General features: G+C 71.1%; 24 protein-coding genes. 11 read left to right on the top strand and 13 right to left on the bottom strand.

The genetic code is table 11. From position 1 onward, the window contains the following. Positions 1–14: 14 nt before the first annotated feature. A complete protein-coding gene (rlmB, locus tag AB0N80_RS08695) occupies positions 15–1013 on the bottom strand; it encodes a 23S rRNA (guanosine(2251)-2'-O)-methyltransferase RlmB (protein ID WP_363578478.1) in 999 nt (332 codons plus the stop codon). Further along, the gene (gene cysS, locus AB0N80_RS08690; protein WP_363578477.1) at positions 1006–2400 is read right to left on the bottom strand and encodes a cysteine--tRNA ligase; all 1395 of its coding nucleotides are present in this window, start codon (positions 2398–2400) and stop codon (positions 1006–1008) included. Before cysS ends, rlmB begins: the two co-directional genes overlap by 8 nt. A 68-nt stretch (positions 2401–2468) precedes the next feature. Between cysS and AB0N80_RS08685 the strand changes: the two genes are divergently transcribed. Further along, positions 2469–2930 (top strand): GNAT family N-acetyltransferase, encoded by a 462-nt coding sequence (locus AB0N80_RS08685; RefSeq protein WP_363578476.1) that lies wholly within the window; start codon positions 2469–2471, stop codon positions 2928–2930. 9 nt (positions 2931–2939) lie between these two features. Here the strand turns inward: AB0N80_RS08685 and ispD are convergent, their stop codons facing one another. Next, positions 2940–4139: a 2-C-methyl-D-erythritol 4-phosphate cytidylyltransferase gene (ispD, locus tag AB0N80_RS08680; protein ID WP_363578475.1), complete on the bottom strand. Its 1200-nt coding sequence runs from the start codon at positions 4137–4139 to the stop codon at positions 2940–2942. 89 nt (positions 4140–4228) lie between these two features. After that, on the bottom strand, positions 4229–4711 hold the full coding sequence (locus AB0N80_RS08675) for a CarD family transcriptional regulator (protein ID WP_013585821.1): 483 nt from the start codon (positions 4709–4711) through the stop codon (positions 4229–4231). Between the two features lie 172 nt (positions 4712–4883). Here AB0N80_RS08675 and AB0N80_RS08670 point away from each other — a divergent pair, with 172 nt between their 5' ends. Next, positions 4884–5447, top strand: coding sequence for a DNA modification methylase (locus AB0N80_RS08670; RefSeq protein WP_315994793.1), 564 nt, complete (start codon positions 4884–4886; stop codon positions 5445–5447). 67 nt (positions 5448–5514) lie between these two features. On the opposite strand, the gene AB0N80_RS08665 is transcribed toward AB0N80_RS08670, so the two are convergent. Then, positions 5515–6198 carry a response regulator transcription factor gene (locus AB0N80_RS08665; protein ID WP_315994794.1) on the bottom strand — a complete coding sequence of 228 codons (684 nt, stop codon included), beginning with the start codon at positions 6196–6198 and terminating at the stop codon, positions 5515–5517. Next, positions 6195–7409 (bottom strand): ATP-binding protein, encoded by a 1215-nt coding sequence (locus AB0N80_RS08660; RefSeq protein WP_363578474.1) that lies wholly within the window; start codon positions 7407–7409, stop codon positions 6195–6197. Before AB0N80_RS08660 ends, AB0N80_RS08665 begins: the two co-directional genes overlap by 4 nt. A 172-nt stretch (positions 7410–7581) precedes the next feature. On the opposite strand from AB0N80_RS08660, the gene phoU reads away from it, so the two are divergent. Next, complete coding sequence (gene phoU / locus AB0N80_RS08655) at positions 7582–8265, top strand: phosphate signaling complex protein PhoU (RefSeq protein WP_315994796.1); 684 nt, start codon at positions 7582–7584, stop codon at positions 8263–8265. Positions 8266–8322: 57 nt separating this feature from the next. On the opposite strand, the gene AB0N80_RS08650 is transcribed toward phoU, so the two are convergent. Then, positions 8323–9069: a phosphoglyceromutase gene (locus tag AB0N80_RS08650; RefSeq protein WP_315994797.1), complete on the bottom strand. Its 747-nt coding sequence runs from the start codon at positions 9067–9069 to the stop codon at positions 8323–8325. A gap of 60 nt (positions 9070–9129) precedes the next feature. On the opposite strand from AB0N80_RS08650, the gene AB0N80_RS08645 reads away from it, so the two are divergent. Further along, on the top strand, positions 9130–9918 hold the full coding sequence (locus tag AB0N80_RS08645) for a class I SAM-dependent methyltransferase (protein WP_363578473.1): 789 nt from the start codon (positions 9130–9132) through the stop codon (positions 9916–9918). 85 nt (positions 9919–10003) lie between these two features. On the opposite strand, the gene AB0N80_RS08640 is transcribed toward AB0N80_RS08645, so the two are convergent. The 4 genes from AB0N80_RS08640 to AB0N80_RS08625 all read right to left on the bottom strand — a co-directional run bounded on the left by AB0N80_RS08640 (position 10004) and on the right by AB0N80_RS08625 (position 13221). Next, positions 10004–11113 carry an FUSC family protein gene (locus AB0N80_RS08640; protein WP_363578472.1) on the bottom strand — a complete coding sequence of 370 codons (1110 nt, stop codon included), beginning with the start codon at positions 11111–11113 and terminating at the stop codon, positions 10004–10006. Beyond that, positions 11110–12198: a folate-binding protein gene (locus AB0N80_RS08635; RefSeq protein WP_363578471.1), complete on the bottom strand. Its 1089-nt coding sequence runs from the start codon at positions 12196–12198 to the stop codon at positions 11110–11112. Before AB0N80_RS08635 ends, AB0N80_RS08640 begins: the two co-directional genes overlap by 4 nt. Position 12199: 1 nt before the next feature. Further along, on the bottom strand, positions 12200–12799 hold the full coding sequence (locus AB0N80_RS08630) for an FABP family protein (RefSeq protein WP_363578470.1): 600 nt from the start codon (positions 12797–12799) through the stop codon (positions 12200–12202). Between the two features lie 131 nt (positions 12800–12930). After that, a complete protein-coding gene (locus AB0N80_RS08625) occupies positions 12931–13221 on the bottom strand; it encodes a hypothetical protein (RefSeq protein WP_363578469.1) in 291 nt (96 codons plus the stop codon). 117 nt (positions 13222–13338) lie between these two features. On the opposite strand from AB0N80_RS08625, the gene AB0N80_RS08620 reads away from it, so the two are divergent. Genes AB0N80_RS08620 through AB0N80_RS08605 form a run of 4 tightly spaced genes read left to right on the top strand, consistent with a single transcriptional unit; the run spans position 13339 to position 17706 of the window. Beyond that, positions 13339–14031 carry a response regulator transcription factor gene (locus AB0N80_RS08620; protein WP_315994803.1) on the top strand — a complete coding sequence of 231 codons (693 nt, stop codon included), beginning with the start codon at positions 13339–13341 and terminating at the stop codon, positions 14029–14031. Between the two features lie 56 nt (positions 14032–14087). Next, on the top strand, positions 14088–16256 hold the full coding sequence (locus AB0N80_RS08615; RefSeq protein WP_363578468.1) for an RNA degradosome polyphosphate kinase: 2169 nt from the start codon (positions 14088–14090) through the stop codon (positions 16254–16256). Continuing rightward, complete coding sequence (locus AB0N80_RS08610) at positions 16253–17191, top strand: NUDIX hydrolase (protein ID WP_315994805.1); 939 nt, start codon at positions 16253–16255, stop codon at positions 17189–17191. The genes AB0N80_RS08615 and AB0N80_RS08610 overlap by 4 nt, the downstream gene beginning before the upstream one ends. Beyond that, positions 17188–17706, top strand: a complete 519-nt coding sequence (locus AB0N80_RS08605) for a hypothetical protein (protein ID WP_363578467.1) — start codon at positions 17188–17190, stop codon at positions 17704–17706. The genes AB0N80_RS08610 and AB0N80_RS08605 overlap by 4 nt, the downstream gene beginning before the upstream one ends. Before the next feature lie 61 nt (positions 17707–17767). Here AB0N80_RS08605 and AB0N80_RS08600 read toward each other — a convergent pair whose 3' ends face one another. Together AB0N80_RS08600 and AB0N80_RS08595 are read right to left on the bottom strand one after the other, a co-directional pair. Beyond that, the gene (locus AB0N80_RS08600; RefSeq protein ID WP_363578466.1) at positions 17768–19066 is read right to left on the bottom strand and encodes a M1 family metallopeptidase; all 1299 of its coding nucleotides are present in this window, start codon (positions 19064–19066) and stop codon (positions 17768–17770) included. Further along, complete coding sequence (locus AB0N80_RS08595) at positions 19063–23007, bottom strand: Pls/PosA family non-ribosomal peptide synthetase (protein WP_363578465.1); 3945 nt, start codon at positions 23005–23007, stop codon at positions 19063–19065. The genes AB0N80_RS08600 and AB0N80_RS08595 overlap by 4 nt, the downstream gene beginning before the upstream one ends. 159 nt (positions 23008–23166) lie before the next feature. Here AB0N80_RS08595 and AB0N80_RS08590 point away from each other — a divergent pair, with 159 nt between their 5' ends. From AB0N80_RS08590 to pstA, 3 genes are all read left to right on the top strand, one after another. Next, positions 23167–24294, top strand: coding sequence for a phosphate ABC transporter substrate-binding protein PstS (locus AB0N80_RS08590; protein WP_315994809.1), 1128 nt, complete (start codon positions 23167–23169; stop codon positions 24292–24294). Between the two features lie 237 nt (positions 24295–24531). Then, on the top strand, positions 24532–25488 hold the full coding sequence (gene pstC / locus AB0N80_RS08585) for a phosphate ABC transporter permease subunit PstC (protein ID WP_315995265.1): 957 nt from the start codon (positions 24532–24534) through the stop codon (positions 25486–25488). Beyond that, positions 25485–26567, top strand: a complete 1083-nt coding sequence (pstA, locus tag AB0N80_RS08580; protein ID WP_363389901.1) for a phosphate ABC transporter permease PstA — start codon at positions 25485–25487, stop codon at positions 26565–26567. Before pstC ends, pstA begins: the two co-directional genes overlap by 4 nt.

Here is a 26567-nt window from a genome sequence, read left to right as displayed (position 1 = left end):
TTCCTCTCGACGGGTCAGACGGTGCCGCGCAGCGTCGACACCTGGTACAGGGCGACGGATGCGGCGATACCGGCGTTCAGCGATTCGGTGGCGGCGGAGATGGGGATGGAGACGACCTGGTCGCACGTCTCGGTGACCAGGCGCGACAGGCCCTTGCCCTCCGAGCCGACGACGATCACGACGGGACGGTCGGCGAGTTCGAGGGCGGGGAGCGACACGTCGCCGTCGCCGTCGAGGCCGAGGACGAAGACGCCCTGCTTCTTGAACTCCTTCAGCGTCGCCGTGAGGTTCGCGGCGAGGGCGACCGGGATGCGGGCGGCGGCTCCCGCGCTCGTCTTCCACGCGGCGGAGTTGACGCTCGCCGATCGACGCTGCGGGATGATCAGTCCCTGACCGCCGAACGCGCCCGTCGAGCGGATGATCGCGCCGAGGTTGCGGGGGTCGGTCACTCCGTCGAGGGCCACGAGCAGCGGCACCTCGCCGCGGTCGATGATCTTCTCGAGCAGATCCTGCGGGTGCGCGTACGCGTACGGCGGCACCTTCAGGGCGACACCCTGGTGCACGCCGTCGAAGCCGGCCATGCGGTCGAGCTCGGGTCGGGTGACCTCGAGCACGGGGATGCCGCGGTTGGTGGCGATCGACAGCATCTCCTTGACGCGGTCGTCCATCTCGACGCGCTGGGCGATGTACATCGCCGTCGCGGGGATCTTCGCCCGCAGCGCCTCGAGCACCGAGTTGCGGCCGGTAACCGTCTCGGTGTCGTCGGCGGCCTTGGGGCTCTTGCGGTTCGGGTTCCCGCCCACCGCGCGCACGCCGGGGCGCCCCTTTCCGCCCGCTGCGGCGTAACGCTCTTCGGCGGCCTTGCGCTTGCCGGCGGGGTGCCAGGCGCGGTCCTCGGCCTTCGGGGTCGGGCCGCGTCCCTCGAGCGCCTTGCGGGAGTGCCCGCCGGTGCCCTTGAGAGGGCCCTTCTTCTTGCCGGGGTTGCGTGCTCCCGGGCGTCCTGGCTTAGGCATCGATACTCCAATTGGTTCCGGCCGGAGTGTCCTCCAGCGTGATTCCGGCGGCGGCGACGGCATCGCGGATGCGGTCGGCGGCTGCCCAGTCCTTGTCGGCGCGAGCGCGGGCGCGCTGCGCGATCATCTCGTTCACGAGAGCGTCGAGGGTCGTGTCGACCGCCCCCGTCGCCCCGGTCGGCTCCTCGGCATCCAGCCCCAGGATGCCGAGCATCGCCACCACCGCGCGGTGAGCGGCGACGGCGGTCTCGAGGTCTCCCCCGTCGATGGCCGCATTGCCGGCGCGCACGGTCTCGTGCAGGGTCGCGATCGCCTGCGGTACCCCGAGGTCGTCGTCCATCGCCGCCGCGAAGTCCGTCGGCACCTCGCCGGGCACGACGACCAGCGGGTCGGCTGCGGCGGCACGCAGAACGCGCTGGCGGAAGGTCGAGATCCGCTCCAGCGCGCTCGCCGCTTCGGAGAACGCCTTGTCCGACACGTCGAGGCTCGAGCGGTAGTGCGCCGCCGCGAGGGCGTACCGCACGACCCGGGGGTCGTGCGTGGCGAGCACGTCGGCGGCCAGGGTGAAGTTGCCGAGCGACTTCGACATCTTCTGCCCGTCGACGGTGACCAGGCCGTTGTGCACCCAGTACCGCGCGAAGGCGTCGCCCGCGGCGCTCGACTGGGCGATCTCGTTCTCGTGGTGCGGGAAGCGCAGGTCGAGGCCCCCGCCGTGGATGTCGAACTCGGGCCCGAGATAGCGGCGCGACATGGCCGAGCACTCGATGTGCCACCCGGGCCGTCCCGCACCCCACGGCGACGACCAGGTCGCCGAGGCGGGCTCGCCGTGCTTCGCGCCCTTCCACAGCGCGAAATCGTGCGGGTCGCGCTTACCCCGGGGATCCGCGTCGGCGGCGGGTTCCATGGCATCCAGGCTCTGCCGCGTCAGCTCGCCGTACGCGGGCCACGAGCGCACATCGAAGTAGACGTCTCCCGAGGCGGCGTAGGCGTGCCCGCGCTCGATGAGCTCGGCGATGAGCTCCTGCATCTGCGTCACCGATGCGGTCGCCCGCGGCTCGTACGTCGGGGGCAGGATCCCGACGGCGGCATAGGCCCGCGTGAACTCGAGCTCCATGCGGTACGCGAGCGCCCACCACGGCTCCTCGTCGGTGGCATTGGCGAGCACCTTGTCATCGATGTCGGTGACGTTGCGCACGAAGGTGACGCGCCCGAAACGGTGCTCGAGCCAGCGGCGGAGAAGGTCGAACGCGAGGGCGGCGCGCACATGGCCGATGTGCGGACCGGACTGCACGGTCGGACCGCAGACGTAGAGGGTGACGTTCGAGGGGTCGAGAGGGACGAACTCGCGCAGAGCCTGCGCTTTCGTGTCATACAGCCGAACGGTCACCCTCCCAGCCTACCGGCCGCCCCTCCGCGCGACCCGTGCGTGAAACACGACCCGGCTAGGGTGCCGGAGTGCCTCTGCTCATCCGCCCCGACGACCTCTCCTCCGATGCCACGCGTGCCCTGGCGGCCGCGCACCTCGCGGGGATGCACGAGAACACCCCCGCCGAGAGCGTGCACGCCCTCGACCTCGACGGCCTCACCGCCGAAGGCATCACGGTGTGGTCGGCGTGGGTCGACGACGAGCTCGCCGGGATCGGCGCGTGCAAAGACCTCGGCGACGACCGGGCGGAGCTGAAGTCGATGCGCGTGGTCGACGCCTTCCTCGGGCAGGGCATCGGTCGTGCGATCCTGCGACACATCGTCGAGGACGCCGACGAGCGCGGTATCCGCAGCCTCTGGCTCGAGACGGGCAGTACCGACGACTTCCTCCCGGCGCGCCGGCTGTATGCCAGCGAAGGGTTCGAGGAGTGCCCGGCGTTCCCGCCCTACGTCCCCGACCCGCTGTCGACGTTCATGACGCGACGGCTCTGACGCGCGCGCTCAGGCGGGGACCACGAGCGCCGTCGCGAAGGCGGCCACACCTTCGCTGCGCCCGGTGAAGCCGAGACCGTCGGTGGTCGTCGCGCTGACGGAGACCGGGGCGCCCACCGCGGCGGAGAGGATCCGCTCCGCCTCGACGCGTCGCGCCGCGAACCGCGGCCGGTTCGCCTGCACCTGCACCGAGACGTTGCCCACCCGCCACCCTGCGGCGGAGAGCAGCCCGACGGTGTGCGAGAGGAAGGCATCGGCGTGGGCACCGGCGAACTCGGGCCGGTCCGTCCCGAAGTGCGTTCCGATGTCGCCGAGCCCCGCGGCGGCGAGCAGGGCATCGACGATCGCGTGCGCGACCGCGTCCCCGTCGGAGTGCCCCGACAGGGCCACCTCGCCGGGCCACTCGAGTCCCGCGAGCCACAACGCGCCCTCCCCGCCGAACGCGTGAACGTCGGTGCCGATGCCCACCTGGGGTCCCCGCGGAACCGGAGTCGCCGCGGCGACGGGCGACAGTCGTTCGGAAAGGAGCGCCCGTGCGCGGTCGAGATCGGGGGCCGTCGTGATCTTGAACGCCACCGCGTCCCCCTCCACCGTCGCGACCGAGTGACCGACGGATGCCACGGCGGCGGCGTCATCGGTGTGATCCGCGTCCGCGTCCCGCAGCGCAGCCTCGAGCACGTCACGACGGAAGCCCTGCGGCGTCTGCGCCGCGGCCAGCTCGGAACGATCGACCGCCGCGACCACGCGGCCGTCGGCGTCGACGCGCTTGATGGTGTCGACCACCGGCACGGTCGGGATGACGGCGACGGCTCCCGCGTCGATCGCGGCCACGACCCGGTCGAACACCGCGGGCGGCGTGAGCGCGCGGGCCGCGTCGTGGACGAGGACGGTCTCCACATCCGACCACAGCGCGGCGAGCCCGGCGGAAACGGACTCCTGGCGCGTCTCGCCGCCCGTCACGATCGTGACGAGGTCGGCGCGTCCCCCGGCGGCGTCGCGCGCATCGGTGAGGGCTTCGCCCTCGAACCCCTGAGGAACGACGACGACCACCTGCGCCGGCTCGGCCGCGAACACGCCCACGAGACAGTGGTGCAGGATGCTGCGCTCGTTGAGGCCGACGAAGGCCTTGGGCGCTCCGCCTCTCAGGCGGGTGCCGGAACCGGCGGCGACGACGATGACCGCGAGACGCGGAACCGGAGTGAGAGTCACCCGTTCACGCTAGCGCGGCCATGCGCGCGCAGCGGCCGCGACGACGATTGACGCGCGCCCGGGCAGGACGCGCACCGATGTCGATGTCGTCAGGACGCGAGGACCTCGTCGAGCACGACGCTCGCACGGTCTTCGTCGGTCTTCTCGGCCAGAGCGAGCTCGGACACGAGGATCTGGCGCGCCTTGGCGAGCATGCGCTTCTCGCCGGCGGACAGGCCGCGGTCCTGGTCGCGGCGCCACAGGTCGCGCACGACCTCGCTGACCTTGATCACGTCGCCCGACGCGAGCTTCTCGAGGTTCGCCTTGTAGCGACGCGACCAGTTGGTCGGCTCCTCGGTGAAGGGCGCGCGCAGCACGTCGAAGACGCGGTCGAGACCTTCCTTGCCGATCACGTCACGGACGCCGACGAGGTCGACGTTGTCGGCAGGGACCTCGATGACGAGGTCTCCCTGGGTGACGTTGAGCTTCAGGTACTTCTTCGTCTCGCCCTTGATAACGCGTTCTTTGACCTCGATGATCGTGGCCGCGCCATGGTGCGGGTAAACGACGGTCTCGCCAACCTCAAAAAGCATGGAGTTATGTCCTTTCGGCAACATCCAGGATACCACAGGCCCGCATGCGCTAAGGTTCCGCCCACCGTCGCACCCCTCAGCCCTCTGCGCGCGCGAGGCCGAAGCGGGACCGGGGCGCCGCCGTGGACCGCGTAGGATGATTCCGATGTCGTCTGCCGTTCTTGGAGGATCCGTGAAAACGCGCCTGATCGCGTCCATCGCCGTGGGTGCCGCTGTCGTGCTGGGCACGACGGGGTGCAACCTCATCGCACCGCAGGCGACCACCATCGACTATTCCGCCTCCGACGGCGTGAACGTCCCGGCCGCCGCCGGTCCTCTGCACGTGCGCAACGCGCTCATCGTCGCCGACGAAGAGGGCACGACCGGCAACCTCGTCGCGGCCATCGTCAACGACACCACCGACTCGCTCACGCTGCGCGTCGAGGTCGGCGAAGGATCCTCGGCCGTGAAGTCGACCGTGATCGTGCCGGCCAACCGCACCGTCAGCCTGGGCGACCTCACGAGCGACACCGAGCCGCTCCGTCTCGACGGCATCGACGCGATGCCCGGCACCACGGTCCCCGTCTACTTCCAGTCCGGCGACGGCGAAGGCTCGCTCATGCAGGTGCCCGTGCTCGACGGCGCCCTCGAGTACCTCTCCCCCCTCGCCCCGACGCCGACGCCGTCCTTCTCGGTCACGCCGATCCCGGTCATGCCGACCGTGACGCCGTCGCCCTCCGCGACCCCCGCGTCCTGACGCGGACGACGAAGGCGCCGACGGTTCTCCGTCGGCGCCTTCGTCGTTCGCGGGGGCGGGTCGAGCGTCAGGCCTCGAAGCGGTAACCGAGACCGCGCACCGTGACGAGCATGCTGGGCTCGCTGGGGTTCTGCTCGATACGCGAGCGGATGCGCTTGATGTGCACGTCGAGCGTCTTGGTGTCGCCGAAGTAGTCGGTCCCCCAGACGCGGTCGATGAGCTGACCGCGCGTGAGCACGCGTCCGGCGTTGCGCATGAGCACCTCCAGGAGCTCGAACTCCTTGAGGGGGATGCTGATCTCGCTCCCGTCCACCGCGACCGTGTGACGGTCGATGTCGAGCACCACCCGTCCGCCCGAGAGCACACGGTCGTCGAGATCGGCGTCATCGGGGGTGCGGCGGCGCAGCACGGCCCGCATCCGCGCGAGGAGCTCGCGCGTGGAGTAGGGCTTCGTGACGTAGTCGTCGGCGCCGAGCTCCAACCCCACCACGATGTCGACCTCGGAGTCCTTCGCGGTCAGCATGATGATCGGCACCTGAGAGGTCAGGCGCAACTGCCGGCACACCTCCGTCCCCGGCATCCCGGGGAGCATGAGGTCGAGCAGCAGGATGTCCGCTCCGCGCTCGCGGAAGGCCGCCAGGGCGAGCGCGCCGTCTTCGGCGATCTCGACCTCGTATCCTTCGCGGCGCAGCAGGTAGGCCAGCGGGTCGGCGAGGTCGGGCTCGTCCTCGACGATCAGAACGCGGGTCATGCGGTGTCTCCCTTCACGGGTGAGGCGATCGCTGCGGTGGCCTTTCGACCCTTGCGACGCGGTTTGGAACGGACGCTGTCGAGATCGGGGGTCTCCGACAGCGGAAGGCGGATGGTGAACGTCGACCCGCGGGAGGGCCGGGACCACAGGCGCACCTCGCCGCCGTGCCGCTGCACCGCGTGCTTCACGATGGACAGGCCGAGACCCGTTCCCCCGGTGCGTCGCGAGCGGGCCTGGTCGGCGCGGTAGAAGCGTTCGAACACCCGGTGCTGGTCGCTCTCGGGGATGCCGATCCCCCGGTCGGTGACGGCGATCTCCACGACGCCGTCGTCGAGCTTGACCCCGACGCCCACCTTCGAGCCCTCCGGTGAGTACGCGATCGCGTTGGCGACGAGATTGCCGAGCGCCTCGGTGAGGATCTGCGGTTCCCCGCGCACCCACAACCCCTTCGTGCCGCCGCGCACCACCGTCACCTGCGCGGCGTCCGCCTGCACCGTGTAGGCCTCGACCGCGGCGGTCACGACCTCGTCGATCGAGACGACGCGCACGTCGCGCAGCTCGTCGGCCGCCTGCAGGCGCGACAGGCTCAGGATGCGATTGACCAGCGCGCTCAACCGGGTCACCTCGGCCTGCAGACGCGTGGAGAAGTGCCGCACCTGTGCGGGATCGTCTGCGGCGGACTCGATGGCCTCAGCGAGCAGGCTCACCGCACCGACGGGCGTCTTCAACTCGTGGCTGGTGTTGGCGACGAAGTCTCGCCGCATCTCCTCGACGCGCTCGCGCTCGGTGATGTCGCGCAGCACCAGCAGCGTCAGGCGTCCCGAGATGGGGGTGGCGCGCACCGCGACCAGCCTGGGTTCGGCGGGGGCGGCACCTCGGCGCAGACGCAGGTTCTCGGCGATGCCGGCGCCTGTGTCGCGGGCCACGCGGGCGACGCGCTTGAGCTCGTCGCTGGCGATCACCTCGCCCACCTGGACGCCGAACACCTCGGCCGCCGGCGAGAGCGCCAGCACCGTCGAGGAGGTGTCGCAGACGAAGGCGGGGTCGTCCATCGCATCCAGCATGGCCTCCACGCCCTCCGGAACCTCGGTCGAGGTCTGAGCCAGAGTGCGGTTCCGGGCGCGGATGGCTCCGGCGATGAGGCCGACCACCGCGGCCCCGATCAGCAGGCCTGCCAGGAGCGCGAGCAGCGAGAGCTGCGGTTGTTCCATATCCACAGCGTAAAGGGGTGGATGCGACGTCACCCGCCGTTCACCCCCGCCCGGGCCCGGGCAGCGGCTACTATTCACTGTCACAGCACCACTCGTTAACCTTCGCTGGGAAGAATCCCCGAGGGTTGCGGGACACCCATGTGCCGTGCCGCCGACGAGGAAGGTACCCGCGATGCGCGAAGTATTCCACCAGTCCCTCGAGGACGTCCAGAGCCGCCTGGTCGAGATCGCCGACCTCGTGACGGTCGCCATCGACCGCGCCACGCGCGCCTTCGGAACGAGCGACGTCGCCCTCGCCGAGGAAGTCATCGAGGCCGACGCGATCATCGATGAGAAGGCCGTCGAGCTCGACGAGCTGGCCATCGAGATCCTCGCCCGCCAGCAGCCCGTCGCCCGCGATCTGCGCATCGTCGTCACCGCCCTGCGAGTGAGTGCGTCGCTCGAACGCATGGGCGACATGGCCGAGCACATCGCTCAGCTCGCCCGCTCGCGCTTCCCCGAGCGCGCCATCCCCAAGGGACTGCGCACGACGTTCACGCGCATGGGCGAGCTCGACGTCGAGGTGGCGCGCAAACTCGCCGAGCTGCTGCGCACGCAGGACCTCCGCATCGCCGAGTCCATCCGCGACACCGACGACGACATCGACGAGCTGCACATCAGCGTGTTCGAGAAGGTCCTCGGCGAGTCCTGGAAGGGCGAGGCCACCGCCACGGTCGACGCCACCCTCGCCAGCCGCTACCACGAGCGCTTCGCCGACCACGCGGTGTCCGTCGCGAAGAAGGTCGTCTACCTGGCCACGGGCGACTGGGCCGGTGCCGACGAGGAGGCCGAGCACGAGCCCAGCCCGGTCATCTGACCGCGTACACGACGAAGGGGTGGATGCCATGGCATCCACCCCTTCGTCGTGTCGGCGTCAGTGCTTGTTGCCCTGCGCGGCGACGGCGGCCGCGCCGGCGGCAGCGGCCTCGGGGTCGAGGTACTCACCCGGGCCGAGGGGCTTCAGGTCGTCGTCGAGGCGGTACACGAGCGGAATACCGGTGGGGATGTTGAGCTCGGCGATGTCGGCGTCACTGATGCCCTCGAGATGCTTCACGAGGCCGCGCAGCGAGTTGCCGTGCGCCGTCACGAGCACGGTCTTGCCCGCCTGCAGATCGGGCACGATGTCGGAGTGCCAGTAGGGCAGCATGCGGTCGATGACGATGGCGAGCGACTCCGTGTCGGGCACCTCGCCGTCGATGCCCACGTAGCGCGGGTCGCCGACCTGGCTGTACTGGTCGTCGGCGGGCAGCGGCGGCGGCGGAACGTCGAACGACCGGCGCCAAAGCATGAACTGCTCGTTGCCGAACTCTTCGAGGGTCTGCGCCTTGTCCTTGCCCTGCAGGGCGCCGTAGTGGCGCTCGTTGAGGCGCCACGAGCGCTTCACGGGGATCCAGAGGCGATCGGCTGCGTCGAGAGCGATGTTCGCCGTCTGGATCGCACGGCTGAGCACCGAGGTGTGCAGCACGTCGGGCAGCACGCCGGACTCGGCCAGCAGCTCGCCGCCGCGCTTCGCCTCGGCCTTGCCCTGGTCGGTGAGTCGCACGTCGACCCAGCCGGTGAACTGGTTGGTCTTGTTCCACTCGCTCTGCCCGTGGCGGAGGAGGATCAGCGTGTGAGGCATGACTCCATGCTATCGACGCGGGACCCGCGCTCTGCGAGTGGGTGCTGGCATCATGTCCGAGTGACACCCTCTCCCGTCGGACGCCCCACGCGCGGCACCACGGGGACCAATCGCCTGCGGCGCGTCGACCGGTGGATCGCGCGCCACCCCGTGCTCCGGCGCACCGACGACCCCCTCGTCGTCGACCTCGGATTCGGCGCGAGCGCGGTGACGCCCCTCGAACTCCTCGCCCGGCTGACGCGCCAGCGAACGGATGCCACCGTCCTCGGCCTCGAGATCGACCCCGAACGGGTCGCGCGTGCGCGGGAGCAGGCCGCGGGGGTCGCCGGCATCGCGTTCGCGCGGGGCGGCTTCGAGGTCCCCGTGTCGGACGGTCGACGCCCGGTCGTCATCCGGGCGATGAACGTGCTGCGCCAGTACGACGAGGCCGACGTCGCCGATGCGTGGGCACGCATGTGCGGCCGCCTGCAGCCCGACGGCATCCTCGTCGAAGGCACGTGCGACGAGATCGGACGCATCGCCACCTGGGCGGAGGTGGGGGCGGATGCCGTGCCGCGCAGCCTCACGGTGTCGCTGAGCCTGAGCCACCTGGACTCCCCCGCCGTCGCGGCGGAGCGACTGCCGAAGGCGCTCATCCATCGCAACGTCGCCGGAGAGCGCGTGCACGAGTTCGTGGCATCCCTCGATCGGGAATGGACGCGCGCGGCGGTGGTGGCGCCCTTCGGCCCGACCCATCGCTGGCGCACGGCGATGGCCGCCCTCGCCACCGAGGGCTGGCCGCTGGTCCGGCGCGAGAGATGGCGACTGGGTGAGGTCGGGGTGGCGTGGGAGGCGGTCGCTCCGCGGTGAGTCGCGCGGAGCGCCCGATGGCGGCGGGATCGCCGCCGACGACTGCGCCGCGACGCGACAAAGGAAGACCGCCGGCGGGCAGCCGTCAGATCCGCGGCAGGAGTGCGCGCGCCTCGGCTGAGGGCATCCCCGCCGCGACGAGCAGGTCGACGGCGAGCGGGCGCATCGCGGCGACGAGATTGAGTTCGCCGATGCCGCCGTCGGGCAGGAGCCGCGCGGGGTCGAGGCGGCGGGTGAGGCCGGTGAGCGCCTCCCGCGCCGCGGGCTCCATCGAGATGTCGTCGAGGCCGTCGCGCACGAGGGCGGCCGCTCGAGCGAGCTCGGCGAGGAGGTCGGCGGGCACCGGGCGAGGCTGGCCGTCGGCGCAGAGGTAGGCGGCGCGCCGCGCCACGACGCGCAGGTTGCGCGTCGCGAGGTCGAGCGCCTCCCGCACGCGCTCGTGGCGCTGCAGCTCGGTGCGCTGACGGCGCAGGAACGGTGAGATCCTCGCCACCTCGCGGCCGGACTCCAGCGACCCGCTCCAGGCGTCGACGTAGGTCTGCAGTGAACGCGCCCGCTCCAAACCCCGCTCCGCCCGAGCGCGGTCGCCCTTGCGCAGGGCCCGGACGATCGTGGCCATCGCCGCATCCACGGCGTCGAACAGTTCGTCGGCGTCGCGCAGCTCCGTGCGCCGCAGCGTTCGTGGGATGAGGGCCGTCACCGCCAGCGCCGCGACACCGCCGACCGCCCCGTCCACGAGGCGCAGGAACGGCGCGCCCGAGACGAGCACCAGCGCGATGAGCGACTGCACCACCGCGGCGAGCGCGAACCCCGGCTGCGGCGAGAGGAAACGCGCAACGACGAGTGTGACGGCCATCGCCACCGCGATCTGCCACCACCCGGCGCCCGCCACGAGCAGCACCACCTCGGCGATGAGGATGCCGACGAGCATGCCCAGGACGGTCTCCGCCACTCGCCATGGTCTCGCGTCGCGCACCAGACCGAGGCTCGATACGGTCACGGTGGCGGCGAGCAGGGGCACGGGATGGCCGAGCACGAAGTGCGCGAAGGCGAAAGCGGCCGTCGCGGCGACGACGATCTGCGCGATCGCGGGCACCGACTCGCGTACACGATGCAGCCGGCGCGACAGCGTCGACCGCCAGCGTGAACGAGGGACGACGACCCCGACGGTCGTCGACGACTCGTCGGTGCTCATTCCGTGGCGCGGCGGCGGCCCAGGCGCGGCAGTCGCGGGACCGCGGCGGTCGCTCCGGCATCCGCCGGGACGACCGTCTCGGCGGATGCCGCGAGCGGGCCGTCGGCGGTCATGACGACCAGGGGCACGTCCTCAGGAGCGGTGCGCTTCACGAGGGCGAGGGCGATCGGCCCCTCCTCGTGGTGGACGGCGACCGACGTGATGGTCCCGATCACCGCGTCGCCGGCGCGCACCTCGTCGCCCCGAGCGGGCAGGATGTTGTCGCTGCCGTCGAGCTGCAGGGCGACCACACGGCGCGGCGGATGACCGAGGTTGTGCACCTTGGCCACCGTCTCCTGCCCGCGGTAGCAGCCCTTCGACAGGTGCACGGCCGTGCGCAGCCAGTCCATCTCGTGCGGCAGCAGCCGCTCGTCGGCGTCGACGCCCACGCGCGGGCGCCATGCCGCGACACGCAGCGCCTCGACGGCATCGAGACCGGCCAGCGCGACCTCGCCGCGCACGGCGGCATCCACCAGACGCGCGTACTCCGCGGCACCCAGGATCGCCTCGGACCAGTCGCGCTCGGCACCCGGGTGCGGCTCGACCCGGGCGTAGGCCCACCCGCCGGGAGAGACCTCCGGCCACGGGTCGACCCACACGGGTGCGACCGCCGTCAACGCCGCCACGGCTGCGCGCGTGCCACCCACGACGAACAGGTCGTCGGAGCGATCACGCACCTCCACGCGCAGGCGGAAGCGCATACGGGTCAGCCACGCCGCGAGGGCCTCGGCGTCCGTCGCGTCCACGAGCAGCCACGTGGTCTCGCCGTCGTCGACCACCGCGGCCGCGTGCTCGACACGACCCTGCGGATCGAGGATGAGCAATTCGGTCGAGACGCCGGGAGCGAGGTGAGTCAGGGCCTGCGACGACAGCGAGTCCAGCCAGCTGCGGCGGTCCTCACCACCGACCGAGATGACGCGACGGTCGCCGAGGGGGGCGAGGGCCTGCCCGGATGCGAGCTTGCGCTGCTCCGTGACGGGCGAGCCGACGTGGCGGAGACCCCGCTCGTCGGCGACGGCACCGGGGACGTCCGTGAGCGCGCTCACGTCACTCCGCCCGCGCGAGACGGGCCGAGGCGTGCGATCCGAGCTCGCGCCCGAGGGCGGCGATGTCCCACGCCCAGAGCAGGTGGTTGTCGACGAGACCGTAGAGGCGCGTGGCGGCCGTGTAGGGCTTGGCGCCGGCGGTGCGCACGACCGCGTCGGTCGCGAGGTCGATCCGCGGGCCCTTCACCTGCCCGACGTAGAGCTCGAGCACGCCGTCGGCGTGCGCCAGGCTGACCTCGATGTCGAAGCCGCCGTCGGCGTTGCGCAGGGCTTCCACGTCGTCGGCGGAGCGCTCGGCAGCTGCGGCGGTCGCCGGCAGCAGCGCAGGGCCCGCATCGGTGTCGGAAGCGGGGCGCGCCAGACGCCAGTACCCGATCTCGGAGACGAGGGGGCGACGTTCGTTTCCGTCGAGCAGCCAGGCGTCGGCCGAGTAGTTGAGGAAGGCGCCTCCGTCGTGGCTGAAGCTCACGCGATGCGCGAACTCACCGGAGAAGGTGCGACCGCCGGCCTCGTAGTCGATGACGCCGGTGCCCTCCCAGACGCCGACGAGCCAAGACAGGGGGACGAGGTCGGCCGGGAGGTCTGTCGGGATCTCGATCACGAGAGCGCTCAGCGCTGGCCGCGATAGAGGTTCCAGATGACCGTTCCCGACACGAAGGCGATCGCCAACGAGGCGAGGCCGAGAAGTCCCACGAAGAACAGTTCGAGCGCGAGGAGGTCCATACGTCGATCTTAGAGGGCGGCGAGCTCGGCCAGCGCGAAACCGACCGTGATGACGCCGAGGACGACGAGTGCGCCGAGGCTGCTGAGCGCCATCCGCTGGATGAACGCCTGCGACCGGCCGTACCAGAGCTGCACGGCGAAGGCGGCGATGATGCAGCCGCCCAGAGCGACGCTGATCCACTGGGCGCGCCATTCCGCCGGGACGAACAGCCCGATCGCCACGCCGGCCAGAGCGGCCAGCACCCAGATGGCGACGATCCCGCCGAAGGTGCGCCGCGGAGCGAGGTCGGGAGTGGACATGCCCCCCATCATCGCCCAGGAGGCGTCGTCGGCGCACGCGAAGCGCCGGTGACGGTGCGCCGCGGCGCGTCACCCTAAGATGATCGGGTGCGCGGCAGGCCGCGCGGGGAGGTCCACTTGGCTCAGCTTCTCGTTCTCAGCTCCGCCCCCGGCGGCGGTGCGGCGCTGCCCGCGCTCGAATTGCTGAGCCACCGCGTGCGCCAGATCCCCGCCGAGGCAGCGCAGCTGATCAACGCCCCCAGCGCCGACGTCATCTTCATCGACGCCCGCTTCGACCTTGTCGGCGCGAAGTCGCTGTGCAAGATCATGTCGACCACCGGCGTCGAGGCCCCGCTGGTCCTCATCGTGACGGAGGGCGGGCTCACGGCCGTCTCGACCGACTGGGGCATCGACGACGTCGTGCTCGTGGGTGCCGGCCCGGCAGAGATCGACGCGCGCATCCGCCTCGCCATGGGGCGCCGCACCGTCGACCAGGTCTCCACGCGCATCCAGACCTCCGGCATCACGATCGACGAGTCGTCGTACTCGGCGAAGGTGCACGGCAAGCCGCTCGACCTCACCTACAAGGAGTTCCAGCTCCTGCACTTCTTCGCCACGCACCCCTCCCGCGTCTTCACGCGCGAGCAACTGCTCAGCGAGGTGTGGGGCTACGACTACTTCGGCGGCACCCGCACGGTCGACGTGCACGTGCGACGCCTGCGCGCCAAGCTCGGCGATCTCGAGCAGCTCATCGGCACCGTGCGCAACGTCGGCTACCGCTTCAACGTCTATGAGGACGACGCGCCCGCCACGGCATCCGCCCCGGCCTGAGACGCGCGGAACCGCCCGTTCACTCCCGTGTCACCGACCCCTGCAATGATGTGGGGATGATGGAACACGACGCGCTGGATGCCGGACTCGGCGACGCCGACGACGACGACTTCGACGAGGCGGTCGAAGCCGAGGATGACCAGCTCCCCGACCACCGGTACCTCGACCGCGAGGTGAGTTGGCTCGCGTTCAACCAGCGTGTGCTCGAGCTCGCCGAGGACCCGACCGTCCCGGTCCTGGAGCGCGCGAACTTCCTGGCCATCTTCGCCAGCAACCTCGACGAGTTCTTCATGGTGCGCGTCGCGGGTCTCAAGCGCCGCATCGTCACGGGGCTCGCCGTCCCCACCAACGTCGGTCGCGCCCCGCTCGACGTCCTTGCCGACATCTCCGCCGAGGCCCACCGCCTGCAGCTGCGTCACGCCGCCGCATGGACCGAGAAGGTGCGCCCCGCCCTCGCCGAGGCCGGTATCGAGGTCGTGACCTGGGACTCGCTCGACGACGACACCGCCGCGCGCCTGACCGAGTACTTCCAGCGCAACGTGTTCCCGGTGCTCATGCCCCTCGCGGTCGACCCGGCGCATCCGTTCCCCTACATCTCGGGGCTCTCGCTCAACCTCGCCATCCGCATCCGCAACGCCCGCACCGGGCGCCAGGAGTTCGCCCGTCTCAAGGTGCCGCCGATGCTGCCGAGGTTCGTCGAGGTCGCCGGCGACGGCCCGGGGGTGCGCTACCTGCCCCTCGAGGAGCTCATCTCGAACCATCTCGGCGACCTCTTCCCGGGAATGGAGGTGCTCGACCACCATGCGTTCCGCCTCACCCGCAACGAGGACATGACGATCGAGGAGGACGAGACCGAGAACCTCATCCAGGCCCTCGAGGCCGAGTTGCTGCGTCGCCGCTTCGGCCCGCCCATCCGTCTCGAGATCACCGAGGACATGGATGACGTGACCCGGGCGCTGCTGCTGAGCGAACTCGACATCACCGAGCAGGAGGTCTACCGCCTGCCCGGGTCGCTCGATCTGCGCGGCCTGTTCGATCTCTCGCGGATCGACCGACCCGACCTGCACTACCCCCCGCACGTGCCCAAGACCGCCCTGGCCTTCCAGCCGCCGGAGCAGAACGGGCGCGCCGACCTCTTCGGGGCGATCCGCAAGGGCGACGTGCTCGTGCACCACCCCTACGAGTCGTTCGCGACCAGCGTGCAGGCCTTCCTCGAGCAGGCCGCGCGCGACCCGCACGTGCTCGCCATCAAGCAGACGCTGTACCGCACCTCGGGCGACAGCCCGATCGTGCAGGCGCTCATCGACGCCGCGGAGGCCGGCAAGCAGGTGCTCGCGCTGGTGGAGGTGAAGGCGCGCTTCGACGAGGCGAACAACATCGTCTGGGCGCGCAAGCTCGAGAAGGCCGGCGTGCACGTCGTCTACGGACTCGTGGGCCTGAAGACCCACTGCAAGCTCGCCCTCGTCATCCGCGAGGAAGAGGGGCGCCTGCGCCACTACAGCCACGTCGGCACCGGCAACTACAACCCCAAGACGAGCCGCATCTACGAGGACTTCGGTCTGTTCACGGTCGACGACCAGGTCGGGCGTGATCTCACCCGCCTGTTCAACGAGCTGAGCGGCTACGCGATCGAGAAGAAGTTCAAGCGGCTGCTCGTCGCGCCCCTGCACCTGCGCAAGGGCCTGCTGCGCCACATCGAGAAGGAGCGGCAGAACGCCCTCGCCGGCAAGCCGTCGGGCGTGCGCATCAAGGTCAACTCGATGGTCGACGAGCAGATCATCGACGCCCTGTACCGGGCCAGCCAGGCCGGCGTCCCGGTCGAGGTGTGGGTGCGCGGCATCTGCTCGATCCGGCCCGGCGTCCCGGGGATGAGCGAGAACATCACGGTGCGCTCGATCCTCGGCCGCTACCTCGAGCACTCGCGCATCTTCTCGTTCGCGAACGACGGGGATCCGCAGATCTTCATCGGCAGCGCCGACATGATGCACCGCAACCTCGACCGCCGCGTCGAGGCTCTCGTGCGCGTGATCGACGAGAACCAGCTGCGCGAGCTGACGACCCTGTTCGATCTGGCCATGGACGACGGCACCAGCTCGTGGCACCTGGGGTCGGAAGGCGAGTGGACGCGTCACAGCGTCGACGCCGAGGGCGCCCCGCTGATCGACCTGCAGGAGCACACCATGGCGCTCGTGCAGCGCAAACGACGCGCCCGGACGGCCCGGTGACGGAGACGGCCGTCTACGCCGCGGGCGGTGTCGTGTGGCGGGTGGTCGAGGGGAAGCTCCGTGTTCTCCTCATCCACCGCACCAAGTACCGCGACCTGACGCTGCCCAAGGGCAAGGTCGACCCCGGCGAGACCCTCGCCGAGACCGCCGTGCGCGAGATCCGGGAGGAGACCGGCATCCGCGTGGCCCTCGGCGTGCCCGTGGGGGTGTCGCGTTATCGGATGCCGAACGGCCGGACGAAGATCGTGCACTACTGGGCGGCCGAGGCGACCGACGCGGCCGTGCGCACCTCCAGCTTCGTGCCGAACAAGGAGGTCGCGGCGATCGAGTGGATGAGCCTGAAGAAGGCACGGAAGAGCCTCAGCTACCCCGTCGATGTCGAGATCCTCGACGAGTTCCAGCGCTTGGTCGACGAGCGTGCTCTGCCGACCTTCCCCATCGTCGTCCTCCGACACGCCAAGGCGCGCTCGCGCGACGACTGGGACGGCGCCGACGACGCGCGTCCCCTCACCCCTCGCGGTCGTCGGCAGTCGCAGGCGATCGTGGGACCGCTGCTCGCGTTCGGCGTGCGGCGGGTCATCTCGAGCCCCGCCGAGCGGTGCGTCCGCACCGCGACGCCCATCGCGCAGGCCATCGGCCAACGCGTGCAGTTCTCCGCGTCGATCAGCCAGGACGCGTGGGAGGAGGGACGCGCCGACGCGCGGTCGGTCATCGGCCAGCGGGTGCGGTCGCGCAAACCCGTCGTGCTCACCAGCCACGGCCCGGTGCTCCCCGACATCCTGCATGAGCTCGCGCTGGCCACCGGCACGATGAGCGGGTCGTACCTGGGCAGCGCCTCGGCGCTCGAGCCGGCCGCGTTCTCGGTCGTGCACGTGCCGGTGGAGCACCCGGGCGCGGGGATCGTGGCGATCGAGACGCACGAGCCGCAGGTGTGACGCTCCCCGCCGGGCTCACCGTCGCCTGGGGCGAGGTCCCCGCGGGCGTCGCCCGTCGCGCGGTGTCGCGGCGCCTCCTTGGCCGGCTGCTGCCCGAGGCGCGCTTCGTCTCGCGGTGCCCGGCCTGCGCGGGCGACCACGGTCGCGTGCACGTGGAGGGGGCGGATGCCACGGTCTCGGTGTCGTACGCACCGGGATGGGCGGTCGTCGCGATGATCCGCGAGCGCACGCGGCTCGGTGTGGACGCTGCTCCCCGTGAGGTGCGCGGGTTGGAGCGGGTGCGACCGGACGCGACGGCGCAGGCCATCGATTGGGCCCGCGTCGAGGCGGTGCTCAAGGCGGACGGCCGAGGACTCGCGGTCGACCCGGCGCGGGTCGAGGTCCGCTCGGACGGCACCGCCTGGACCGCGACCATCCGGCCCGGCGCTCTCGACGGCGCGACGTCGTCCGTCGTCTGGCGCGGCTGGGACCTCGACGCCCCCGATGGACTCGTCGCGGCGGTCTCCCTGTCCTGAGGCGATCGCGCTATCGAGCCCCACCACGTGATCGCCCGAGAGGGCGCGGCGCGCGACCCGCTCAGGGACGAGGGGGAAGAGCCCGGTGGTCGATCCATCGCGACAGCACCGTCGCGGCATCCCCTCCCCCGGCAGCCTCCACGGCGCGACGGAAGTCGTCGGTCGTCACGAGGCGGTGACGATGCTCGGCCGTCCACGCTCGCAGCAGGTCGAAGAACGCGGCGTCACCGACCTCGCGCCGAACCGCGTGCAGGGCCATCGCGCCACGTTTGTAGACGCGGTCGTCGAACATGTCGTCGGGACCGGGGTCGACCAGCAGCAGGTCGCGGGGCTTCGCCACCAGACCCGCGTAGTTCTCGGCGACGCAGGTCTCGACGTCGGTGCCGCCGGACTCCTCCGACCACAGCCACTCCGCGTAGCAGGCGAAGCCCTCGTTCAGCCAGATGTCGCTCCAGCGCGCGAGTCCGACGCTGTTGCCGAACCACTGGTGGGCGAGTTCGTGGGCGACGAGCCGCTGCGCAGCGGGGACGAGGTGGTTCATGCCGAAAACGGCGAGCCCCTGTGCCTCGAGCGGGATCTCCAGCTCGTCGGCCGTCACGACGAGGCTGCACGCCTCCTGGGGATAGGGGCCGAACAGCCGGTCGAACAGCCGCAGCATGTCGGGCACCGTCGCGAATGCCCGATCCGCGGCCGACGTCAACGCGGGCGGAGCCGTGACCGACACGGGCGGGATGACGCCGTCGCCGCTGCCGACGAGCGGACGCGTCCGGTACCGACCGACGTGGACCGCCGCGAGATAGGTCGCCGTGGGCACGTCGGAGGTGAAAGTCGTCGTCACCCGTCCGCCGCGGCGGGCGGTCGCTCCCGCCACCCCGGTGGCCGCGACCGCGTAGCCGTCGTCGACGGTGATCTCCATCCGCATGCGCGCCCGGGCATCGGGGCGGTCGTTGCACGGGAACCACGTGGGGGCACCGATCGGCTGCCCCGCGACCAGGGCGCCGTCGGTCAGCTCCTCCCAGCCCACCGTGCCCCACCGCGAGCGTCGAGGGGCGGGGGCACCACCGTATGTCACCTCCACCGCGAAGCGCTCCCCCGGCGCGATCGTGCGGCCGGGGGTGACGCGCAGCACGCGCGGTCCCGCGGCGAAACGCGCGAGGGCGCCGTCCATCCGGACGCGTCCGGTCCGCAGGCCGACGAGGTCGAGGGCGAACGACGACAGGGATTCCCGGGCGATGCCCACGATCGTCGCCACCCCGTCGAGGCGGTTGGTGCGGACGCGATAGGTCAGAGACAGGTCGTACGACTCGACGTCGTACGACCTGTCTCCGCTCTGCGGGGCGTAGGAATCGGCGCCGCTCACGTCGTCGACTGGTAGGCGCGCACCTTCACCGCGCGCCAGGGGCCGATGGGGTTGCCGCTCCACCGCGATCCGACGGGGACGGTCTCCCCGCGCATGACCAGCGAGGCCGGACCGACGGTCGCGTGCGCGCCCAAAGTCGAGGCGGGCAGCACCACGCTGTGAGGCCCGAGGGTCGCCCCGGGCTCGAGCTCGACGGTGTCCATGCTCATGATTCGATCATGGAAAAGGTGCGTCTGCACCACGCAGCCCCGATTGACCGTCGATGCGTCGCCGAGGGTCACGAGATCGGGCTCCGGCAGCCAATAGCTGTCGCACCACACGCCCCGGCCGATGCGCGCGCCCAGGCTGCGCAACCAGACCGCAAGGGCTGGCGTCCCGGCCGCCGCGCGGGCGAACCAGGGTGCGGCGACCATCTCGGTGAAGGTGTCCGACACCTCGGTGCGCCAGACGAAGCTCGACCACAACGGCTGCTCCCCCGCCCGGATGACGCCGACGATGGCCCACTTCGCCGCGGTCGACATCCCGGCCGCCACCGCACCGGCCGCGAGCATCACGACCCCCGACAGCAGCAGCGTCCACACGGGGCCGAGGCCCTCCCACAGAGCGGCGAGCGCGAAGATCACGCCGAGGCCGATGCCGCACGTCACGACCACCGGAACGAAACGGCACAGCTCCCACAGCGTGCGGGCCAGCCGGAGCCGCGCCGTCGGCCGGTACGTGCGCGACTCGTCGCCCTCCGCGGACAACCGTCGCAGGCGCACCGCGGGCGAACCGAGCCACGACGACCCGGCCTTCGCTTTGCGCGGCGCGGCCGACAGCACGGCCACGAGCCCGTCGCGCGGCACGCGGTGGCCCGGAGCCGCCATCCCCGAGTTGCCCAGGAATGCGCGCTTCCCGATGCGCACGGGCCCGAGTCGCAGCCACCCGGCGTGCAGTTCGTAGGAGGCGACCATGGTGTCGTCGGCGAGGAACGCACCGTCCTCGATGCGGGTCATCGACGGGATGAGCAGAACCGTGGACGCCTCGACGTCGCGACCGACGCGCGCGCCCAGCATCCGCAGCCAGACGGGGGTGAACAGCGACGAGTACAGCGGGAAGAGGATCGTGCGCGCGGCATCCAGGAGGCGCTCGATCGTCCAGGCCTGCCACGCGACGCGGCTGCGCACGGGATGCGTCCCCTCGACGAGACCGAGCGAGAGCAGCCGCACGAGCAGCACCACGGATGCCGCGAACACGAGGCCGGTGACCGCGACGGCGGGCACGAGCCACGCGAAGGCCGCTCCCGCGGCGGCGCCGAGGGTCGCGGATCCGCGCACCCCGTGCGCGAGCACGAGCCCGCCCACGGTGAAGGCGGACAACGGTAGGAGGGCGAGCAGCACCGCCGAACCGGCGTAGGCCCAGAGCCACCGGGTCGGTGTGGCCGGACGCTCCGTCGGCCAGTCCTTGGCGGTGCCGCCGACGCGGACGGCGGGGGAACCGGCCCAGGACTGGTCGGCCTTCACGCGGCCGAAGACGGCCGAACCCGGCGCGATCTCGGCGCGTCGCCCGATGCGCGTTCCCGGCGCGAGGGTGGAGCGCGCCCCCACCGTCGCCTCTGCGCCGATGCGCACCTCGCCGATGCGCACGAGGTCGCCGTCGATCCAGTACCCGGTGAGATCCACCTCCGGTTCGATCGACGCACCGTCGCCGACGACGAGCAGCCCCGTCACCGGCGGCAGCGCGTGCAGATCGACGTCGCGCCCGATCCGCGCGCCGAGCGCGCGCGCGTAGTACGACACCCACGGCGCCCCCGCCAGGCCGACCGCATCCACCTGATCGGAGATCTGCTCGGCGAGCCAGAGTCGGATGTGCACCCAGCCTCCGCGCGGATAGTCACCCGCGCGGACCCCCGCGAGCAGGAGACGAGCGGATGCCACGGCGATCGCCATGCGCCCGAAGGGCGTCGCGAACACGAGCAGGCCGATCACCAGCACGGGCCACGGGACGCTCGGCAGCACGTCGAATCCGGGCAGGAGCCGCAGGATCGCGGACGCGGTGAGCAGGTACAGGAGCCATCGGATGCCGGAGAGGATGAACAGCGGAGCGCCCAGCACCGTCTGCACCCATTGCGTCGTGCGCGGCGTCGGGGCGGCCCGGTGGAAGGATGCCGGCGTCTCATCGGCCAACTGCGGTCCGAGCGCCTTGGCCATCGCACCCAGCCGCGGCACGTCGTAGATGTCGGCCACCGAGAACTCCGGCACACGGGCGCGGATGCGCGAGACGAGCTGCGCCGCGGCGAGGGACCCGCCCCCGAGGTCGAAGAAGTCGGCCTTGCGATCGGTGACCGGCATTCCCAGCACCGCCTGCCACTGCTCGGCGAGCCAGGACTCGTCGGCCGAGAAGTCGGTGGCGGCGGGGGTTTCCACCCCGGGCAACGGCCACGGCAGCGCCGCGCGATCGACCTTCCCCGAGGTGCGCACGGGCAGCGACTCGACGACACCCAGAAGCGGGATGGTCGCCGCCGGCAGACGCTCGGCCAGCAGCGCGCGGGCCGCGTGCCGGTCGAGCTCACGACCCTCCTCCATCACGAGGTATCCCACGAGCACCGGTACGCCGGCTTCGGTCGTGCGCACGGCGACGGTCGCCGCGCTCACCTGCGGCAGGTCCTGGAGGGCCGACTCGACCTCGCCCAGCTCGATGCGGCGGCCCCCGACCTTCACCTGATCGTCGGCGCGACCCTGGAACACCAGCCCCTCCGTGTCGAAGCGCACGAGATCGCCCGAGCGGTACGCCCGCTCCCAGCCGAGTGTCGGCATCGGCGCGTATTTCTCGGCATCCTTGGCCGGATCGAGATAGCGCGCGAGCCCCACACCCCCGATGATCAGCTCGCCGACCTCTCCCTCGGCCACCGGCCGACCCTCGCCGTCGACCACGGCGAGCGCCCACCCGTCGAGCGGCAGGCCGATGCGCACGGGAAGCGAGCCGTCCAGCGGTGCGGCGCAGGCCACGACGGTGGCCTCGGTCGGCCCGTAGGTGTTCCACACCTCGCGCCCCTCGGCGACGAGGCGGGCGGCGAGCTCGGGCGGACAGGCCTCGCCGCCGAAGATCAGCAGGCGCACGTTCTCGATGGAGTCCGCGGGCCACATCGCGGCGAGGGTGGGCACGGTGGACACGACCGTGATGCCCTGACGCAGCAGCCACGGCGCCAGGTCCTCCCCGGACCGCACGAGAGAGCGAGGGGCGGGGACGAGGCACGCGCCATGCCCCCAGGCGAGCCACATCTCCTCGCACGAGGCGTCGAAGGCGACGGACAGACCGGCCAGCACGCGGTCTCCCGGGCCGAGCGGCTCGTCCTGCACGAAGATGCGTCCCTCGGCTTCGACGAACGCCGCCGCGGATCGGTGCGAGACGGCGACTCCCTTCGGCACCCCCGTCGACCCCGAGGTGAAGATGATCCAGGCGTCGTCGTCGACGGAGGGCGGCGCCACGATCGGCACGGCGCTCGTGCTCGGGTGGGGCGCCTCTCCCTCGTACAACCGCACGAGGTCGCCCGTACCGTCGCCCGAGACGAACTCCCCGTCGCCCGCGACGATCCCGCGCACGCCCGCCTCCCCGAACACCAGCCGCGCGCGCTCGTCGGGGTCGTCGGCATCGACGGGAACATAGGCCGCCCCCGCGGCCATCACCGCGAGGATCGAGACGTAGAGCTCCTTCGACCCCGACGGCATCCGCACCCCCACCCGGTCACCGCGGCGTACGCCGGCATCGTGAAGGGCCGCGGCCGTCCGCCAGACGCGGGCCAGCAGCTCGCGGTAGCTCAGGGCGCCCGATCCGTCGTCGATCGCCGATGCTTCCGGATGCCGGGCGGCCACCGCCGACAGCAGATCGATGAGCGTGCGCGCGGGGGCGGCGGCATCCGTTCGATCGAGCGGGCCCTGGGCGGCGAAGGCAGAGGTCGTCACGGGGCTGAACAGTACAAGGCCCAGGCGAACACCCCGGACGGGCCACCCCGGTTCACCTTCCGTTCACCCATGCAACGCACACTCTTAAGAGTCGCTGTTTACCGTTCCCGACGAACCCTGCACCGGGTTCCGTCCCCAAACATGCGAAGGATTCACATCGTGAAGCTCTCCCGACTCGCCCAGCTGGGCACCGTGGCCGCCGTGGCCTCCCTGACTCTCGCCGGCTGCGCCGGCACCTCGGGCTCCGGCGACGCCGCGGGCTCCTCGGCATCCCCCACGTCGTCCGACGTGGCGTTCAGCATCGACCCGAACCTCTCGGGCACGATCACCGCGGGCGGCTCCAGCGCCCAGTCCAACGCGCAGGCCGCGTGGACCAGCGCCTACAACGCGCAGGCCAAGGGCGTCACGATCAACTACGACAAGTCGCAAGGCTCCGGCGGTGGCGTCACCAACTTCCTGAGCGGCGCGTACGACTTCGCCGGCTCCGACGCCCCCCTCAACGCCGACCAGACCACCCAGTCCGAGGCCCTGTGCACCGAGGGCGGCGTCAACATCCCCGTCTACCTCGACGGTGTCGCGATCATCTTCAACATCCCCGGTGTCACCGACCTGAAGCTCTCGGGCGAGACCATCGCGAAGATCTTCGCTCTGCAGATCACCGACTGGTCCGACCCGGCCATCACGAAGGACAACGGCACCGCGCTCCCCGCCGGCGCCATCACCACCGTCGCACGCTCGGACGGCTCGGGCACGACCCAGAACTTCACGAACTACCTCGCCGCGACCCAGTCGTCGGTGTGGACCTCGCCCGCCGGGAAGGACTGGCCGATCGAGGGCAACGTCTCGAAGCAGAAGGGCGGCTCGGGCGTCGTCGAGGCCGTCAAGGCCGGCTCGGGCACGATCGGCTACGCCGACCACTCGGCCATCGGCGACCTCAACGCCGCGTCGATCGTCCAGGACGGCACCGCCGTCGCCTACAGCGCCGAAGCCGTCACCGCGACGTTCGAGGCCGCGGCCGTCGACGCCTCCACCGGTGTCACGGGCGACCTGGCGAAGAAGTTCGACTACTCGAAGCTCACGGCCGAGACCTACCCGATCCCGCTCGTGTCGTACGCGATCACCTGCACCACCTTCAAGGACGCCAAGCAGGCCGAGCTCGTGAAGTCGTACCTCGGCTTCGTCACCAGCTCGCTCGGCCAGCAGGTCGCTGCGAAGAACGCCGGCTCGGCGCCGCTGCCCGACTCGGTGCTCGAGGCCGCGGCCGAGACGCTCGCCGCCATCAAGTAAACATCTCTTCGGTTTCGGCCCGGCCCGCACCTTTCGTGCGGGTCGGGCCGGGCTGATCGGAACGTTCGACCCGGGTCGAACGCTCCGCTGAGCCGAATCCTCAGAGAACACCCGACCGAGGAGCACCCATGACCCGTGCCGAGCGTGAGGTCCCCCGTGACTGACACCGTCTCCGACACCGAGACCGCCCCGTCCGCACCGACCGATCCGACCACGTCGACCCCGGCCCGCACGAGCATCGTGGGCAAGCGCCGGGTCGGCGACTCCGTCTTCCTGGGTCTGTCGACCACCGCCGCGGTGTCGATCATGATCATCCTCGCGGGTGTCGCGATCTTCCTCATCCTGCGCGGTCTCCCCGCGATCACGGCCAACTGGAGCGAGGGCGACCTCGCCGGCTACCAGAACGGCCAGTGGTCGAACTTCTGGGAGTACGTCGGCCCGCTGCTCTTCGGCAGCGTGTGGGCGGCCTTCATCGCCATGATCATCGGCACCCCCGTGGCCATCGGCATCGCGCTGTTCATCTCGCACTACGCGCCGCGCCGCATCGCCGGCGCCCTGGGATACGTCGTCGACCTGCTCGCCGCGGTCCCCTCGATCGTGTTCGGCCTGTGGGGCATCATCGTCATGCGCCCGCTGCTCCTGCCCGTCGGCGAGTTCCTGAACGAGTACCTCGGCTGGATCCCGCTGTTCCAGGGCCCCGTGTCGTCGACAGGCTCCACGATGCTCACCGGTGGGGTGGTGCTCGCGGTGATGATCCTCCCGATCGTCACTTCGATCACCCGCGAGATCTTCCTGCAGACCCCGCGTCTGCACGAAGAAGCCGCACTGGCCCTCGGCGCGACGCGCTGGGAGATGATCCGCCTGTCGGTGTTCCCCTACGCCCGCAGCGGCATGGTCTCGGCCACTCTGCTCGGGCTCGGTCGGGCCCTCGGCGAGACCATGGCCATCGCGCTGATCATCTCGCCGAGCCTCATCTACTCGGTGCTGTTGCTGACCGACGGTTACAACTCGCAGACCATCGCGGCCAACATCGCGCTGAACTTCCCCATCGCGACCGACCTGCAGCGCTCGGCGCTCATCGGGACCGGTCTGATGCTGTTCGTCATCTCGCTGGCGGTCAACATGTTCGCCCGCTACATCATCGGCGCGACGGGCCCCGGCGCCAAGGGTCGCAAGAAGGGCAAGCGCTCATGACCGTCACGGCTCCCTCCGCGCCGCTGGCCCTCACCAGCGGCCAGCTGCCCCGCTTCATCGAGCCGATGGTGCTCGCGGGCGTCGCGATCGTCGTCGCCGTGCTGCAGCTGCTGTTCGGCGGTTTCAACCTCGCGGCGTGGCTCATCCTCACCGCGCTGCTATACCTGATCGCCATCGGCATCGGCTCGGCCATCGTCGAGAACCGCCGCAAGGCCGTCGACCGGGTCATCCGCGGCCTCGTCACGGCGGCCTTCCTGCTCGCCGTGGCGCCCCTCATCTCGACGCTCTACACGGTCGTGTCCAAGGGCCTCGCCGTGGTGAACCTGCCGTTCATCACGCAGGTCGGCGGCTCGGCATTCAACCCCGACACCCTCGAGGTCGTGGCGACCGCGGGTGCCTGGCAGGCGATCACCGGAACGCTCATCATCACGGGTATCGCCGCCCTCATCTCGGTCCCGATCGGCATCCTCGCGGCCGTCTACCTGGTCGAGTACGCCCAGCCGAACAACCCGCTGCGCCGCGCGATCACCTTCCTCGTCGACGTCATGACGGGCATCCCCTCCATCGTCGCCGGTCTGTTCGCGTTCTCGCTGTTCAGCCTGATCGTCGGCCCGAAGGCGTTCAGCGGGTTCTCGGCATCCATCGCCCTTTCGGTGCTGATGATCCCGATCGTGATCCGCTCCACCGAGGAGATGCTGCGTCTGGTGCCCGCCGACCTGCGCGAGGCCTCCCTCGCGCTGGGTGTGCCGCGGTCGGCGACCATCATCAAGGTGGTGCTGCGCACGGCCGCCTCGGGCATCATCACCGGTGTCGTGCTCGCGGTCGCCCGCGTCGTCGGCGAGACCGCTCCGATCTTCATCGCGGCGAGCTTCACCGACAACTTCAACGCCAACCCGTTCGAAGGCCCGATGCAGACGCTGCCCGTCATGGCGTACACCGCCTACAGCTTCCCCGGACAGGACATCGACGCGTCGCAGGCCAACGCCTGGGGCGCCGCGTTCCTCCTCGTCGTCCTCGTCGTCATCTTCAACCTGATCGCCCGTATCGTGGCGGCGGTGTTCGCGCCCAAGGCGCGCTGA

Source organism: Microbacterium sp. NPDC089188 (genome assembly GCF_040685155.1).
Taxonomy (GTDB): Bacteria; Actinomycetota; Actinomycetes; order Actinomycetales; family Microbacteriaceae; genus Microbacterium; species Microbacterium galbum.
This window is presented reverse-complemented; position numbering and strand designations above follow the sequence as displayed.

Bases quoted from the DNA above. Each gene is read 5' to 3' on its own strand.
- AB0N80_RS08625 (WP_363578469.1), bottom strand. From the start codon at position 13,221: ATGTCCACTCCCGACCTCGCTCCGCGGCGCACCTTCGGCGGGATCGTC.
- AB0N80_RS08665 (WP_315994794.1), bottom strand. From the start codon at position 6,198: ATGACCCGCGTTCTGATCGTCGAGGACGAGCCCGACCTCGCCGACCCG.
- pstA (WP_363389901.1), top strand. From the start codon at position 25,485: ATGACCGTCACGGCTCCCTCCGCGCCGCTGGCCCTCACCAGCGGCCAG.
- AB0N80_RS08640 (WP_363578472.1), bottom strand. From the start codon at position 11,113: ATGAGCACCGACGAGTCGTCGACGACCGTCGGGGTCGTCGTCCCTCGT.
- phoU (WP_315994796.1), top strand. From the start codon at position 7,582: ATGCGCGAAGTATTCCACCAGTCCCTCGAGGACGTCCAGAGCCGCCTG.
- AB0N80_RS08650 (WP_315994797.1), bottom strand. From the start codon at position 9,069: ATGCCTCACACGCTGATCCTCCTCCGCCACGGGCAGAGCGAGTGGAAC.
- AB0N80_RS08675 (WP_013585821.1), bottom strand. From the start codon at position 4,711: ATGCTTTTTGAGGTTGGCGAGACCGTCGTTTACCCGCACCATGGCGCG.
- rlmB (WP_363578478.1), bottom strand. From the start codon at position 1,013: ATGCCTAAGCCAGGACGCCCGGGAGCACGCAACCCCGGCAAGAAGAAG.
- AB0N80_RS08615 (WP_363578468.1), top strand. From the start codon at position 14,088: ATGATGGAACACGACGCGCTGGATGCCGGACTCGGCGACGCCGACGAC.
- AB0N80_RS08660 (WP_363578474.1), bottom strand. From the start codon at position 7,409: ATGGAACAACCGCAGCTCTCGCTGCTCGCGCTCCTGGCAGGCCTGCTG.